Origin of the sequence: Streptomyces sp. WMMC1477, assembly GCF_027460245.1 — a bacterium.
In the GTDB taxonomy this organism is placed as follows: domain Bacteria; phylum Actinomycetota; class Actinomycetes; order Streptomycetales; family Streptomycetaceae; genus Streptomyces.
The window spans coordinates 2,215,609-2,229,642 of record NZ_JAPZBD010000003.1; the positions used below are offsets into that span (position 1 = coordinate 2,215,609).

The following is a 14,034-nucleotide window of genomic DNA, read 5'->3' on the forward strand; positions in this document are numbered from 1 at the left end:
ACGCCCCCTTTGTCGCTTTGGCGCGGGGGCGCCGGGTTCCCGGCGCCCGTCCGCCCCACGATCCCTACAGCAGACCCTTGGACGTGAGGTAGTCGCGGGCGACGTCGGCGGGCTTGCGGCGCTCGGCGTCGACCTGACGGTTGAGTTCGGTGAGGTCCTCGGTGGTGAGCACCGCGGTCAGGGCGTTGAGCACGTCGGCGATGTCCTGGGCGCCGGCGTCCTCCGCGTTGACGACGGGCACGACGTTGTCGGCGTTCTGCAGCCCCTTGTCGTCCTCCAGCAGGACGAGGCCGAACTGCTCCAGCGTGGCGTCGGTGGTCGTGGTGAGCACCATGTCGTTGGTGCCGTCGGCGACCGACTGCTTGGCCTGCACCGTCCCGACGCCCTTGGGGTCGAGGGCGGCGATCTCGATGCCGTACGTCTTCTCCAGCCCCGGCTGGCAGAAGGGACGTTCGGGGCACTCGTCGCCGGCGGCGAGCTTGACCGCGAGGCCCTTCTCGCCGAGGTCGGTGAGCGTCGTCAGACCGTGCTCGTCGGCGAAGTCCGCGCTCACCGCGAAGGCGTTCTGGTCGACCGCGTCGCCGGCTTCGAGGACGGCGAGGCCGCGCTGCCCGGCGAGCTTCTCCAGCGCCGCCATCGTCGCGTCGACGTCGTTGCTCGCGACCGGCTTCGCGGTGGCCTTCTCGGCGCCGTTGACCTTGGCGTTCAGGAACTCCGCCAGGGTCGCCGCGTACTCGGGGACGACGTCGATGTCCCCCTTCTCCAGGGAGGGTTCGTACAGCTCGCGGTTGGCGACCTGCTGGACCCGGGTGTCGTAGCCGGCCTCCGCGAGGAGCTGGGCGTACATCCGGGCCATGATCTCGGACTCGGTGAAGCCCGCGGAGCCGACGACCAGGCTGCCCTTCTCCTGCTCGCCGGCCGTACCGCCCTCCTCCTCCAGGCTCTCGCCGCCACAGGCCGTCAGCCCGGCGGCGAGGACGGCCGCCACGAGGACGGCGGTGCCGCGCGCGGCACCTCGTCCGGTACGGGTGAATCTCACAGTGCTGCTCCTTCGGTCGGATCGGTGGCTGACTGTGTCGGGGGCGACGCGGGGGCCGCCCGGAGGGCCCGGCGGCGGCCGCGCATCGGGTCGAGGAGCCGGTCGGCGAGGACGAGCACGCCCTCCACGGCCAGCGCGAGGGCCGCGACGAGGAGCGCCCCGGCCACGACCTGCGGGGTGTCGTAGGTGCGGAAGCCCGCGGTGATGACGCGGCCGAGGCCGCCGCCGCCGGGCAGGGCTGCCAGCGTCGCCGTCGCCACGACCTGGACGGCGGCCGAGCGGACGCCCGTCATGACGAGTGGGTAGGCGAGGGGGAGTTCGGTGCGCCACAGCAGCTGCGGCCCCGACATGCCCATGCCGCGGGCCGCCTCGACCACGCCCCGGTCGGCCTCCCGCATGCCGACGTAGGCGTTGGTGAGCAGCGGCGGGACGGCGAACAGCACGAGGGCGATGACGGTGGGCCAGTCCCCGTGCCGCCCCAGCGGGGTGAGGCCGAGCAGGACCAGCACCGCGAAGGTGGGCACGGCCCGGCCGAAGTTGGAGATGTTGACGGCCAGGGCGCCGCCGCGCCCGATGTGGCCGAGCCACAGCGCGAGGGGCAGGGCGATGGCGCAGGCGAGCGCGAGGCACGCCACGGTGAGGAAGAGGTGCTCGCCGAGCCGCTCCCACACCCCGCCGGGGCCGCTCCAGTTGGCGCCGTCGGCCAGCCACGCCCAGGTGTCGGTCACGATGTTCCCCGCGGCCATGTCACACCACCCGCTCGGCTCGCCGGGCCCAGCGGACCGGACGACGGGGCCGGCGCTCACAGCCGGCGCGCTGCCAGGGCGTCAGCAGCCGCTGGACGCCGAGGAGGAGCACGTCGAGGAGGACGGCCAGGGCCACGCACAGCGCGGAGGCCGTCGCGACCTCGGCCTTGAAGAAGCTCTGCATGCCGCTGTAGACGAGGTTGCCCAGGCCGCCGTAGCCGACGATCGCGCCGACCGTCGTCAGGGACACGGTCGAGACGGTGGCGATCCGCACCCCGGCGAGCACCCCGGGCAGGGCCAGCGGCAGTTCGACGGCGAAGAGCAGCCGGACCGGCCCGTACCCCATGCCGCGTGCCGCCTCGCGGGTCTCCTCGGGCACGGAGGACAGCCCGGTGAGGATGTTCCGGACGAGGAGGGTGAGCGCGTACAGCACCAGACCGGTGACGACGACGGCGGCGGAGAGCCCGAGCAGCGGGAGCAGCAGGGCGAACATGGCCAGGGACGGGATGGTGTAGAGGACCGTCGTCAGGCCGAGGACGGGCCCGGCGGCGGCCCGCCAGCGACGCGCGACGAGCGCGAGCGGGAACGCGACGAGCAGCGCGATACCGACGGCGGCGAGGGTGATCCAGACGTGCTGCACCGTCGCATCGGTCAACTCCTGGCTCCGGGTGCGTACATACTCAGCACAGAACCAGTCGTTGGCGGCCAGACAGCTCTCCGTCCCGGTCGTCATCACCCCGAGACCCTAACCCGCACGAGTGACAGAAGGGTGGGAAGCGGTGACCGTAACGGGTGGCACAATGGCCGCCCCGACGGAAGGGTGGCCATGATCCGATTCGAACGGGTGACCAAGCGGTATCCGGACGGCACGGTCGCCGTGGACGAGCTGTCGTTCGAGGTGGCCGAGGGCGAGCTGGTAACCCTCGTCGGCCCGTCGGGGTGCGGCAAGACGACGACCATGAAGATGGTCAACCGTCTCATCGAGCCCACCTCCGGCCGCATCCTGCTCGACGGCGAGGACGTCGCCGCGACCGACCCCGTGAAGCTGCGGCGGCGCATCGGCTACGTCATCCAGCAGGTCGGCCTCTTCCCGCACAAGACGGTGCTGGACAACACCGCGACGGTGCCCGTGCTCCTCGGCGCCTCCCGGTCGGCCGCCCGGCGCCGCGCGGCGGAGCTGCTCGACCTCGTCGGCCTCGACCCGGCCGTCCACGGCGGCCGGTACCCCGAGCAGCTCTCCGGGGGTCAGCGGCAGCGCGTCGGCGTCGCCCGCGCCCTGGCCGCCGATCCTCCGGTACTGCTCATGGACGAGCCCTTCGGGGCCGTGGACCCGGTGGTCCGCGAGCATCTCCAGACCGAGTTCCTGCGCCTCCAGTCCGAGGTGCGCAAGACGGTCCTCTTCGTCACCCACGACATCGAGGAGGCCGTCCGCCTGGGCGACCGCATCGCCGTCTACGGGCACGGCCGGATCGAGCAGCTCGACAGCCCCGCCCGCCTGCTGGGCGCCCCCGCGACGCCGTACGTGGCCGAGTTCGTCGGGGCGGACCGCGGGCTGAAGCGGCTCTCGGTGACCCCCATCGAGCCCGGGGACCTGGAGCAGCCGCCCGTCGTCCGCCTCGGCGACCGGCTCGACCGGGCCACCGCGCGGCTGCGGGCCGAGGGCGCGCGCTGGGCCGTCGTCCTGGACGACGCCGGCGCCCTGCACGGCTGGGTCGCGGCCGAGGCGCTCGCCGAACCCGGCGCGACGGCGGACGGCACGGGGCCGGACGGAGCGACGGCGGACGGCGCGGCGGCGGACAGCGGGGCGGCGGACAGCGGGGCGGCGGACAGCGGGGCGGCGGACAGCGGGGCGGCGGACAGCGGGGCGGCGGACAGCGGGGCGGTACGGTCCCGGGCGCGCCGCATGGACGCCTGGCTGCCGCTGGGCGCCTCACTCAAGCAGGCCTTCGCCACGATGCTGCAGTACGACGCGGGCTGGATCGCCGTGCTGGACGGGGACCGGTTCGCCGGAGTGCTCACCCCGGCCCGGCTGCACGAGGCGCTGCGGCGGTCCGTCGCGACGGACTCCCCCGAGAACGCCGACGTGCCCCGCGACGCCGTCACGCTGGAGAGCGTCCACCGCTGAGCCCGACCGCCCACGACGGCGTCCGAAATCCGCCGGTCCGGGGTCGCGGGCCGACGCAGACTGGTGGTGTGAACACCTACGCGAACCGCACCCACACCGTGCTGGACTCTCCTCTCGGGCCCCTCACCCTCGTGGCCGAGGACGGCGTGCTGCGCGGCCTCTACATGACGGACCAGCGCCACCGGCCGCCCGAGGCGAGCTTCGGTGTGCCGGAACCGGAGGGTTTCGCGGACGTCACCGCCCAGCTCGGCGAGTACTTCGCGGGCGAGCGGACGGCGTTCTCCCTGCCGCTGGCCCTGGAGGGCACCCCGTTCCAGCGCACCGTGTGGGCAGCGCTGTGCGAGATCCCGTACGGCGAGACCGTCTCCTACGGCGAGCTGGCCGAGCACATCGGCCGCCCCACCGCCTCCCGGGCCGTCGGCATGGCCAACGGCCGCAACCCCGTCGGCATCATCGTGCCCTGCCACCGCGTCGTCGGGGCCTCGGGCAGCCTCACCGGCTACGGCGGCGGCCTGGACCGCAAGCTCCACCTGCTCGACTTCGAACGCCGTACCGCCGCCACCTGACCACCGGCCCCGCCCGACCGGGGCCCGGGCGGTTCAGGACGTGGGGGCGGGAGAGGCCGGGTCCTCGTCCTCCGGGAGGCGGCACACGTGCTGCAGCCACAGAGCGACGGCGACGATCGCGGCGGCCGCCACGACGGAGAGCCCGGCGTAGAGGGCCTGCTCGCGGCGGGCGCCGACCTGGAACAGGTCCGAGGTCAGCAGGTGGACGCCCATCCCCCCGTAGACCCCCGCGACCAAGGCGCCGACCAGCGCGCTCGCCTGGCCGAACAGCACGGCGCGGGCGGCCATCATCGGCTCCACCGCCTTGACGTCGGCCCGGCGCTCCCGCTGGCCCTTCAGCCGGCCACGCAGCGACAGCGTCGTGGCCAGGAGGATCGCCGCGATACCGGCCAGCACGATGGGCGCCGGCGCCGGAACGGCGGGCAGCGTGCCGAGGTTGTCCCACAGGCCGGACCCGGCCCAGGCGAGGACGCCGGTCAGGACGAAGACGCCGACCAGGGTGCGCAGGCGGAGCTGTTTGACCATGACTACTCGGGCAGGGCCAGCGTGAGGTCGGAGCGCAGCGTGACGCCCTCCCGCGGGACTCCGCGCAGCAGATCCGCCACGGTGCCCACGCCGGGGACCTCGGCCTCCGGGTCCACGTCGTGCCACGGCACGAGGACGAAGGCCCGCTCGTGCGCGCGCGGATGCGGCAGCGTCAGCCCCGGGTCGCCGGAGACGGTGTCCTGGTAGGACACGATGTCCACGTCGATCGTGCGCGGGCCCCAGCGCTCGGAGCGTTCCCGCTGGAACGCCTCCTCGATCGCCTGGCCGCGCTCCAGCAGGGAGGACGGCGGCAGTGTCGTCTTCACCAGGACGACGGCGTTGAAGTACGGCGGCTGGGACTCCGGGTCCACACCCCAGGGCTGGGTCTCGTAGACCGGGGAGACGGCCTTGACGCGGAGGCCCGGGGTCTCCTCCAGCGCGTCGACGGCACCCTGCAGGGTCTCCAGCCGGTTGCCGAGGTTGCTCCCGAGGGCGAGGACGGCGCGTTTCGGGTTGTGCAGCGTGGAATCGGCGGCGTCCACCTGGCGCACCACGGAAGCCGGTACCGGCTGCACGGTCGGGTCACTGTTCGGCGTCATGATCGGCTCCGCTTGATGGTGATGGTCACGTCGTCAAAGGGCACGGTGATCGGGGCCTCCGGCTTGTGGACGACCACCTCCACCTCGTGTACCGCCTCGTGAGTGAGGCACTGATCGGCGATCCGCTGGGCCAGTGTCTCGATGAGGTCCACCGGCTCCCCCGTGACGACGGCGTGAACCTCCTCGGCGACCACGCCGTAGTGCACCGTCTTGCCCAGCTCGTCCCCCGCGGCGGCGGCGCGGGTGTCCACCCCCATGTCCACGTCGACGACGAAGAGCTGGCCCTCGGCACGTTCGTGCGCGAAGACCCCGTGATACCCCCGTGCCCTCAGCCCGCGTACGGCTACGCGATCCACGCGTGCATCACCCCAATCGTCATGCGTGTCACGCCACCGTTCTGTGTCACTTCATCCGGTTCTGTCCTTTCGGCACAGCCGTCCCGGCCGCACCGGCGCCGCATCGAATCTACCCGCGCACACCGACAGCCCGTGCGCGCGGGGCCCGACCGCGCCGGACGGGGTGACGGATGACACGGACGGCGGCGGAGCGGCCCGAGGCGCGCCTACCCACAAGGCGCGGACCCGACGCCGGTATTCCCCCCGACGGCACTCCTGTGGGTGACGGGCGGACGCGCTCCCCGCGGCGCTCAGCCCTCCGGGCCCGTCGAACCCTCGCCGGCGTCGCCGTCCGGATCGGCGGCCGCAGCGTCGTCCGGCTCGTCGGTGTCCTCGGCGATGACGGGCGAGCCGTGGTGGGACCAGACCCGCCAGACGCCGTCGACGTCGCGACGGAAGACGTTGGTGGCCACCACCAGCCCGCCGATCAGCTCCCCCGCCGAGCCGTCGGCCTCGGAGGGGCCCCCGCTGAGGATGTTCTCCGTACACGTCACCAGCGCCGCGTCCCCGACGACGGAGACCTCCACGTCGGTCAGGAAGAACTGGATGTACTCCGTGTTGGCCATGATCAGCGCATACGACCGCAGCACCTCGCCGCGCCCGCGCAGCACCGGCCAGCCGGGGTGGACGACGCTCACGTCGCCGTCCAGCCAGAGCGCGGCCAGGGCCTCGTAGTCCCCCTGCTCCAGCGCGTCGTACAGCGCCCGGTTCGCCGCCTCGACCGCCGCGGCGGCGGCCTCGGTGTCGTCGCCGGAGCCGCCCGAGGTCATCGAGCGGCCTCCGCGACGGCCCGGGCGACCCGGACGGCGTCGGCGCTGGCCCGCACCTCGTGCACCCGCACGGCCCAGGCGCCGTCCCGCGCCGCCAGCGCGGAGACGGCCGCCGTGGCCGCGTCCCGCTCCCGGGCGGGCGGCGGGGCAGAGCCGGGCTCCCCTGCCAGCACGCGGCCCAGGAAACGTTTGCGGGAGGCCGCCACCAGCAGGGGGCGCCCCAGCTCGGCGTCGAGCTCTCGCAGCGCGGCGACCAGCGCGAGGTCGTGCTCGGCGTTCTTCGCGAAGCCCAGCCCGGGGTCGACCACGACGCGCTCGATCGCGATACCGCCCGCGACCGCCTGGTCCAGGGCGGACCGCAGCTCGTCGGTCACCTCGCGGACGACGTCCCCGTAGACGGCGCGGTCGTTCATGTCGACGGACTGCCCCCGCCAGTGCATGACCACGAACGGGACCTCGGCTTCCGCGACCACCGGCACCATGTCCGGGTCGGCCCGACCGCCGCTGACGTCGTTGACGAGCCGCGCCCCCGCGGCGACGGCCCGCTCGGCCACGGACGCGCGCATGGTGTCGACGCTGACGAGGACGCCCTCGCCGGCCAGCCCGCGGACGACCGGGAGGACGCGCCGCAGCTCCTCCTCCTCGTCCACCCGCAGGGCGCCGGGGCGCGTCGACTCACCGCCGACGTCCACCAGGTCGGCGCCCTCGGCCACCAGATCGAGGCCGTGTTTGACCGCCGCGGTGGTGTCGAACCAGCGGCCGCCGTCCGAGAAGGAGTCGGGCGTGACGTTGATCACCCCCATCACCCCGCAGCGCCCCCACTCCGGAAGGCCGTCAACGGTTCGCAAGGGACGATGGGTGGCGCTCATGCGTCCAGAGTAGGCCCCACCCGGGCCTCACTTCCCGGCCCGCCTCCGGTCTCCAGCGCAAGCCCGCCCCGCCTGGGCACGCCCGCCTCCGGCCTTGGGCAACCCCGACTCCGGCTCTGGGGGCACCTCCCGGCGTTAGCCGGGGGAGTCGACGACTGTCGACACCGCACCAAAGCGCCCGGCGGCGAACCGAGCACAAGAAGTCAGCGCGCCATGATGAGGCTCATGGCTTCGGAGCGGGTGGCGGCGTCGCGGAGCTGGCCGCGGACGGCGGAGGTCAGCGTCTTGGCACCCGGCTTCCGCACGCCCCGCATCGTCATGCACATGTGCTCGCACTCGATGACGACGATGACGCCGCGCGGCTCCAGGATGCGCATGAGCGAGTCGGCGATCTGCGTCGTGAGCCGCTCCTGCACCTGCGGGCGGCGGGCGAAGACGTCCACCAGCCGGGCGAGCTTGGACAGGCCGGTGATCTTGCCGCTGGTCGACGGGATGTAACCGACGTGGGCGAAGCCGACGAAGGGCACGAGGTGGTGCTCGCAGGAGCTGAGCACCTCGATGTCCTTGACCAGCACCATCTCGTCGTGGCCCAGGTCGAACGTCGTGGTCAGGACGTCCTCCGGGCGCTGCCGCAGCCCGGCGAATATCTCCTGGTAGGCCCGCGCGACCCGGGCGGGGGTCTCCCGCAGGCCCTCGCGGTCCGGGTCCTCTCCGACCGCGATGAGCAACTCGCGGATGGCGTTCTCGGCACGCTTCTCGTCGAATTCTCCGATGGCGTCGAACTCGCCGACCGCGCCCTCGCCTGCCAGACTCACCGGGTCGATCATGGGTTGCCTCGTTCCTTGCCTGTGCGCGTGCCTGCGGCCCGCGCCCACATCATCGCGGACCTCGCGTTCGAACAGCGTACGAAAGCGTCCGCGCCCCACAGGGTAGAACCCAGGGGGCGCGGACGGCATTCCGGGGCATGACGCCCCTCACAGGTCAGCTCTCGCCGCGCCGCTCGACGTCGACGGAGGCGTCGGCCGGGGAGTCCGCGGGGGCGTCCACCGGGCCGATCTCCTTGCCCTTCTCCAGCGACGGGGTGCCGGAGCCCGCGACGGCGAGCTCCTTCGGCGTGGATACCGGCGGACGGCTCGACGGCGTCCTGCGCGTCGACCCCGTCCACGCCGGGCGGGCCGGGCGCCGGACGACGTGCTTGAAGATCTCGGCGATCTCCTCCTTGCCCAGCGTCTCCTTCTCCAGCAGCTCCAGGACGAGGTTGTCGAGGATGTCGCGGTTCTCGACGAGGATCTCCCACGCCTCGTTGTGCGCGGTCTCGATCAGCTTCTTGACCTCTTCGTCCACCAGCCCGGCGACTTCCTCGGAGTAGTCCCGCTGGTGGGCCATCTCCTTGCCGAGGAAGGGCTCGGACTGGTCGGAGCCGAACTTGATCGCGCCGAGACGTTCCGTCATCCCGTACTTGGTGACCATCGCCCGGGCCGTCGCCGTCGCCTTCTCGATGTCGTTGGCGGCGCCGGTCGTCGGGTCGTGGAAGACCAGCTCCTCGGCGGCCCGGCCGCCGAGCATGTAGGCGAGCTGGTCGAGCATCTCGTTGCGCGTGGTGGAGTACTTGTCCTCGTCGGGCAGGACCATGGTGTAGCCGAGCGCGCGGCCCCGGGACAGGATCGTGATCTTGTGCACCGGGTCGGAGTTGGGCGAGGCCGCCGCGACCAGGGCGTGTCCGCCCTCGTGGTACGCGGTGATCTTCTTCTCCTTGTCGCTCATGATCCGGGTGCGCTTCTGCGGCCCGGCCACGACGCGGTCGATCGCCTCGTCCAGGAACTTGTTGTCGATCAGCTTGGCGTTCGAGCGGGCCGCGAGCAGCGCGGCCTCGTTCAGCACGTTGTTCAGGTCCGCACCGGTGAAGCCCGGCGTACGGCGGGCGACGGCCCCCAGGTCGACGTCCTGGGTGACCGGCTTGCCCTTCTGGTGAACCTTGAGGATCTCCAGGCGGCCCTGCATGTCCGGGCGGTCGACCGCGATCTGCCGGTCGAAACGGCCGGGACGCAGCAGCGCCGGGTCCAGGATGTCGGGGCGGTTGGTGGCGGCGATGAGGATGACGCCGCCCTTGACGTCGAAGCCGTCCATCTCGACGAGGAGCTGGTTCAGCGTCTGCTCGCGCTCGTCGTGGCCGCCGCCCATGCCGGCGCCGCGGTGGCGGCCGACGGCGTCGATCTCGTCGACGAAGACGATGGCCGGGGCGTTGGCCTTGGCCTGCTCGAACAGGTCGCGGACGCGGCTCGCGCCGACACCGACGAACATCTCGACGAAGTCCGAGCCGGAGATCGAGTAGAACGGCACGCCCGCCTCGCCCGCGACGGCGCGGGCCAGCAGCGTCTTACCGGTACCGGGCGGGCCGTAGAGCAGCACGCCCTTGGGGATCTTGGCGCCGACGGCCTGGAACTTGGCCGGCTCCTGGAGGAACTCCTTGATCTCCTGGAGCTCCTCGACGGCCTCGTCCGAACCGGCGACGTCCGAGAACGTGGTCTTCGGCGTGTCCTTGGTGATCAGCTTGGCCTTCGACTTCCCGAAGTTCATGACCCGGGAGCCGCCGCCCTGCATCTGGTTCATCAGGAACAGGAAGATCACGATGATCAGCAGGAACGGCAGGAAGGAGAAGAGCATGCCGACGAACGGGCTCTGCTCCTTCGGGGTGACGGTGTACCCCTCCGGAAGCTGGTCGTCCTGGAGCTTGGCCTGCAGCACCTGAGCGAGCTCATAGCCCTGCTCGTCGATGTAGCTGGCCTTGATCTTGTTGCTGTCCTCGATCTCGACCCCGTCCTTGAGGTCGAGCTCGACAGTCTGCTCGTCGCCCGTCGAGAGCTTGGCAGAGTCCACCTGGTTCTCGCGGATCGCATTGACGACCTGGCCGGTGTCGACAGTCTTGTAGCCCTCGGACGAGCCGACGAACTGCATAAACACGACCACAGCGAGGACGGCCAGCACGATCCACATGACCGGCCCACGGAAGTATCGCTTCACGTCCATCCATACGAGGCGGTGACGCCCCGTCCCTCCTGCCATCGTGAGTTGTAAAGACCGACCTTCGGACGGTACCCCAGCATTGTCCCCCGCCGCTCGCGGGCGTGGTAAAGAGAGCCGCCCTCACCTCTCCCAACGGAGACGGCGGCCCGCGTGTTCCCGCGGCCCGGAGGCTCAGCCGCCGTAGACGTGCGGAGCCAGCGTGCCGACGAACGGCAGGTTGCGGTACTTCTCGGCGTAGTCGAGCCCGTAGCCGACGACGAACTCGTTCGGGATGTCGAATCCGACCCACTTGACGTCGATCGACACCTTGGCCGCGTCCGGCTTGCGCAGCAGCGTGCACACGTTGAGCGAGGCGGGCCCGCGCGAGCCGAGGTTCGACAGCAGCCAGGAGAGCGTCAGCCCGGAGTCGATGATGTCCTCGACGATGAGCACGTGCTTGTCCTGGATGTCGGTGTCCAGGTCCTTGAGGATGCGCACCACGCCGGAGGACTGGGTGCCGGCCCCGTAGGACGACACCGCCATCCAGTCCATCGTGAGCGGGCTCGACAGCGCCCGTGCCAGGTCCGCCATGACCATGACGGCACCCTTGAGCACCCCGACGATCAGCAGGTCCTTGCCCGCGTACTCCGCGTCGATCTTCTCGGCCAGCTCCGCCAGCTTCGCGTCGATCTCTTCCTTGGTGATGAGCACCGACTTGAGGTCGGCGCCCATGTCCTTGTCGTCCACCCTGCTGCTCTCGCCTCGTCGTTCGCCAGTCACACGGCCGCCGTCGGGAATCTCCCGGCCCGGCCGGGGGAAACCGCTCGGCTCAGCTGTCGCTTCGCCGAATGACCAGTGTGCCACCCTGCCGCAGCGCCTCGACCCGGCCGGGCAGATTGAGGGCCCGCTGACCGCGCCAGCCGGTGATGAGCCGGTCCGTCTCCTCGACGTGCCGGGCGAACAGGGAACCGGCGGGCGCGCCGGCCTCGATGGCGGCCCGGCGCAGGACCCGGCGGCGCACCGCCGGTGGCAGCGCGGCCAGGCGTGTGACGTCCAGCACCACGGTCTGCCGCTGTCGCGTCGTGCCCGGCGGGCTGATCCGCGCCCGGCTCTCCGCCTCGGCGGCCCAGGCGTCCAGCGCGTCGGCGTCGTCGCGGGAGAGCTGGGCGGTGCGCGCCAGCGCCTCGGTGACGCCCTTGCCGAGCGCCTTCTCCAGGGTGGGCATGGCCTCGTGCCGCACCCGGGAGCGGGTGAAGGCCGGGTCGGCGTTGTGCGGGTCGTCCCACACGGGCAGGGACTGGACGAGGCACGCCTTGCGGGTCGTCTGCCGGTCGACCGCGAGGAACGGGCGGCGGTAGCGGCGCTCGGCCCCGGGCTCCCCGGTCAGCGAGCCGGAGACGGCGGCCATCCCGGACAGGGAGCGGGTGCCGGAGCCGCGGGCGAGGCCGAGCAGAACCGTCTCGGCCTGGTCGTCCCGGGTGTGGCCGAGCAGGACCGCGGCAGCCCCGGTGCGCACGGCGGCGGCGTCCAGGGCGGCGTAGCGGGCGTCGCGGGCGGCGGCCTCCGGGCCCGGGCCGCGGCCGACGGCGACCGCCACCGACTCGACGGGAGCGAGCCCGAGAGCGGCCAGGCGGTCGGCCACCTCACGGGCGCGGGCGGCGGAGCCGTCCTGCAGCCCGTGGTCGACGGTCACGGCCCCGGCGCGCAGGCCGAGCCGGGGTGCCTCGAAGGCGAGGGCGGAGGCCAGGGCCATGGAGTCGGCCCCGCCCGAGCAGGCCACCAGGACGAGGGGGGCGGGCCCGTCGGCCCGGAGGGACGGGGAACCGGGAACGGCGGCGGCGCCGTCCTGGTCGGGGGCGGGGCGTGCGGCCGAGTCGGCGAGCACGTCGTTCAGGGCGCGGCGGACCGCCAGGCGTATCGCGGCGACCGCGGGGTGAGGACCCATGTCCGTTCACTTCCTCAAGGCTCGTGGAGCGGCGGGACAGCGAGGTGCTGTCGAGCGTCGGAGACGTCCGCTTGTCACGCTGGGTGCGACGATGGTGACAGAAGCGGGCCGAGGCTCCGAGCATCGCACGCGGCCACACTCGGTCACGGTCCCTCGGACGGGTGATTTCCCGGCCGACCCGGCCTACGGGCGCCGCCCGTGTGCCGTCCGTCCGCCGCCCGGGGCGGCGTTCTCGCTGTTCAGGCGTCGGCCGAGCGGTGCACCCGGGCGATCCAGTCCGCCGGCTCGGCGATCTCGGACTTCGTCGGCAGCGTGTTCGGCGACGTCCACACCTTGTTGAGTCCGTCCATGCCCACCTGGTTCACCACCGTCCGCACGAAGCGGGCGCCGTCCCGGTACTGGCGCAGCTTGGCGTCCAGACCCAGCAGCCGTCGGAGCACGAGGTCGAGCCGCCCGGCCCCGGCCTGGCGGCGCTTCTGGAACTTCTCCCGGATCTCCCCGACGGCCGGCACGACGGCGGGCCCGACCCCGTCCATGACGTAGTCGGCGTGGCCCTCCAGCAGCGACATGACGGCCGTCAGCCGGTCCAGGACCTCCCGCTGGGCCGGGGTCTGCACCAGGTCGACGATGCTGCGTCCGCCGCCCCGGCCCGCGCCCTCCTCCTCGTCCCGGCTCCCGGCGAACGCCTGGCCCACCTCGCGCAGCCGTTCCAGCAGCGTCGAGGGGTCGACGTCGGTCTCGGCCATGAAGGCGTGGATCTCGCCTTCCAGGTGCTCGCGCAGCCACGGCACGGCGGTGAACTGGGTGCGGTGCGTCTCCTCGTGGAGGCTCACCCACAGCCGGAAGTCGTGCGGCGGGACGTCCAGCTCGCGTTCGACGTGGACGATGTTCGGGGCCACCAGCAGCAGCCGTCCCCCGCCCCCGCCGGGCGCGCCCGGCAGCTCGGCCGTCGGCGGCGCGAACGTCTCGTACTGGCCGAGCACCTTGGAGGCCATGAAGGACAGCAGCATGCCGACCTCGACGCCGGCGACCTTCCCGCCCACCGCGCCCAGGACCATGCCGCCGGGCGCCTTGGCCCGCCGCTCGTGCATCTTCTTCAGCAGCGGGACGAGCAGCTCGCGGAAGCCCGCGACGTTGGCCCGGATCCAGCCGGGGCGGTCCACGACGAGGACCGGGGTGTCGGCCTGCGGCCCCCGCGGCTCCAGGCCGGTGAAGGACCGCACGTGCTCCTCGGAGGCCTTCGCGTGCCGGCGCAGCTCGGCGACGACGGCGCGCGCCTCGTCCCGGCTCACCTCCGGCCCCTGGCGGACCAGGCGGGTGGCGGTCGCGGTCGCGAGGTTCCAGTCGACCATGCTGTCGGGGCTCAGCGGGTTCACAGGCTCTCCACCGTCCGGGGGCCGGGACTCGTCATGGTTTCACCGTACGGCGTCGGCGGTGACCGGCACAGTCCGA

General features: G+C 72.6%; 15 protein-coding genes. 2 read left to right on the plus strand and 13 right to left on the minus strand.

Annotation, left to right across the window (positions count from 1 at the left end):
• Nucleotides 1-64: 64 nt before the first annotated feature.
• From O7609_RS10145 to O7609_RS10155, 3 genes are read right to left on the minus strand one after another with little or no spacing between them, the layout of a single operon-like run.
• Nucleotides 65-1,039 carry an ABC transporter substrate-binding protein gene (locus O7609_RS10145; protein WP_443072091.1) on the minus strand — a complete coding sequence of 325 codons (975 nt, stop codon included), beginning with the start codon at nt 1,037-1,039 and terminating at the stop codon, nt 65-67.
• The gene (locus O7609_RS10150; RefSeq protein ID WP_269734613.1) at nt 1,036-1,785 is read right to left on the minus strand and encodes an ABC transporter permease; all 750 of its coding nucleotides are present in this window, start codon (nt 1,783-1,785) and stop codon (nt 1,036-1,038) included. The genes O7609_RS10145 and O7609_RS10150 overlap by 4 nt, the downstream gene beginning before the upstream one ends.
• 1 nt (nt 1,786) lies before the next feature.
• On the minus strand, nt 1,787-2,518 hold the full coding sequence (locus O7609_RS10155) for an ABC transporter permease (RefSeq protein ID WP_269734614.1): 732 nt from the start codon (nt 2,516-2,518) through the stop codon (nt 1,787-1,789).
• A gap of 93 nt (nt 2,519-2,611) precedes the next feature.
• Between O7609_RS10155 and O7609_RS10160 the strand changes: the two genes are divergently transcribed.
• Nucleotides 2,612-3,910, plus strand: a complete 1,299-nt coding sequence (locus O7609_RS10160) for an ABC transporter ATP-binding protein (RefSeq protein ID WP_269734615.1) — start codon at nt 2,612-2,614, stop codon at nt 3,908-3,910.
• A 68-nt stretch (nt 3,911-3,978) separates the two neighbouring features.
• Nucleotides 3,979-4,476 carry a methylated-DNA--[protein]-cysteine S-methyltransferase gene (locus O7609_RS10165; protein ID WP_269734616.1) on the plus strand — a complete coding sequence of 166 codons (498 nt, stop codon included), beginning with the start codon at nt 3,979-3,981 and terminating at the stop codon, nt 4,474-4,476.
• Between the two features lie 33 nt (nt 4,477-4,509).
• On the opposite strand, the gene O7609_RS10170 is transcribed toward O7609_RS10165, so the two are convergent.
• From O7609_RS10170 to O7609_RS10215, 10 genes are all read right to left on the minus strand, one after another.
• Nucleotides 4,510-5,001: a DUF3180 domain-containing protein gene (locus O7609_RS10170; protein WP_269734617.1), complete on the minus strand. Its 492-nt coding sequence runs from the start codon at nt 4,999-5,001 to the stop codon at nt 4,510-4,512.
• Between the two features lie 2 nt (nt 5,002-5,003).
• Nucleotides 5,004-5,600, minus strand: a complete 597-nt coding sequence (gene folK, locus O7609_RS10175; protein WP_269734618.1) for a 2-amino-4-hydroxy-6-hydroxymethyldihydropteridine diphosphokinase — start codon at nt 5,598-5,600, stop codon at nt 5,004-5,006.
• The gene (gene folB, locus O7609_RS10180) at nt 5,597-5,956 is read right to left on the minus strand and encodes a dihydroneopterin aldolase (protein ID WP_269734619.1); all 360 of its coding nucleotides are present in this window, start codon (nt 5,954-5,956) and stop codon (nt 5,597-5,599) included. The genes folK and folB overlap by 4 nt, the downstream gene beginning before the upstream one ends.
• Nucleotides 5,957-6,246: 290 nt before the next feature.
• The gene (locus O7609_RS10185; protein ID WP_269743444.1) at nt 6,247-6,765 is read right to left on the minus strand and encodes a nuclear transport factor 2 family protein; all 519 of its coding nucleotides are present in this window, start codon (nt 6,763-6,765) and stop codon (nt 6,247-6,249) included.
• Nucleotides 6,762-7,634, minus strand: coding sequence for a dihydropteroate synthase (folP, locus tag O7609_RS10190; RefSeq protein WP_269734621.1), 873 nt, complete (start codon nt 7,632-7,634; stop codon nt 6,762-6,764). The genes O7609_RS10185 and folP overlap by 4 nt, the downstream gene beginning before the upstream one ends.
• A gap of 203 nt (nt 7,635-7,837) precedes the next feature.
• Nucleotides 7,838-8,461 (minus strand): GTP cyclohydrolase I FolE, encoded by a 624-nt coding sequence (gene folE / locus O7609_RS10195; RefSeq protein ID WP_219092175.1) that lies wholly within the window; start codon nt 8,459-8,461, stop codon nt 7,838-7,840.
• Between the two features lie 154 nt (nt 8,462-8,615).
• Nucleotides 8,616-10,661 carry an ATP-dependent zinc metalloprotease FtsH gene (gene ftsH / locus O7609_RS10200; RefSeq protein ID WP_269734622.1) on the minus strand — a complete coding sequence of 682 codons (2,046 nt, stop codon included), beginning with the start codon at nt 10,659-10,661 and terminating at the stop codon, nt 8,616-8,618.
• Nucleotides 10,662-10,829: 168 nt separating this feature from the next.
• On the minus strand, nt 10,830-11,369 hold the full coding sequence (gene hpt / locus O7609_RS10205; protein ID WP_269737103.1) for a hypoxanthine phosphoribosyltransferase: 540 nt from the start codon (nt 11,367-11,369) through the stop codon (nt 10,830-10,832).
• A gap of 97 nt (nt 11,370-11,466) precedes the next feature.
• Nucleotides 11,467-12,582: a tRNA lysidine(34) synthetase TilS gene (tilS, locus tag O7609_RS10210; protein WP_269734623.1), complete on the minus strand. Its 1,116-nt coding sequence runs from the start codon at nt 12,580-12,582 to the stop codon at nt 11,467-11,469.
• A 239-nt stretch (nt 12,583-12,821) separates the two neighbouring features.
• Nucleotides 12,822-13,934, minus strand: coding sequence for a zinc-dependent metalloprotease (locus O7609_RS10215; RefSeq protein WP_269737104.1), 1,113 nt, complete (start codon nt 13,932-13,934; stop codon nt 12,822-12,824).
• Nucleotides 13,935-14,034 lie beyond the last annotated feature (100 nt).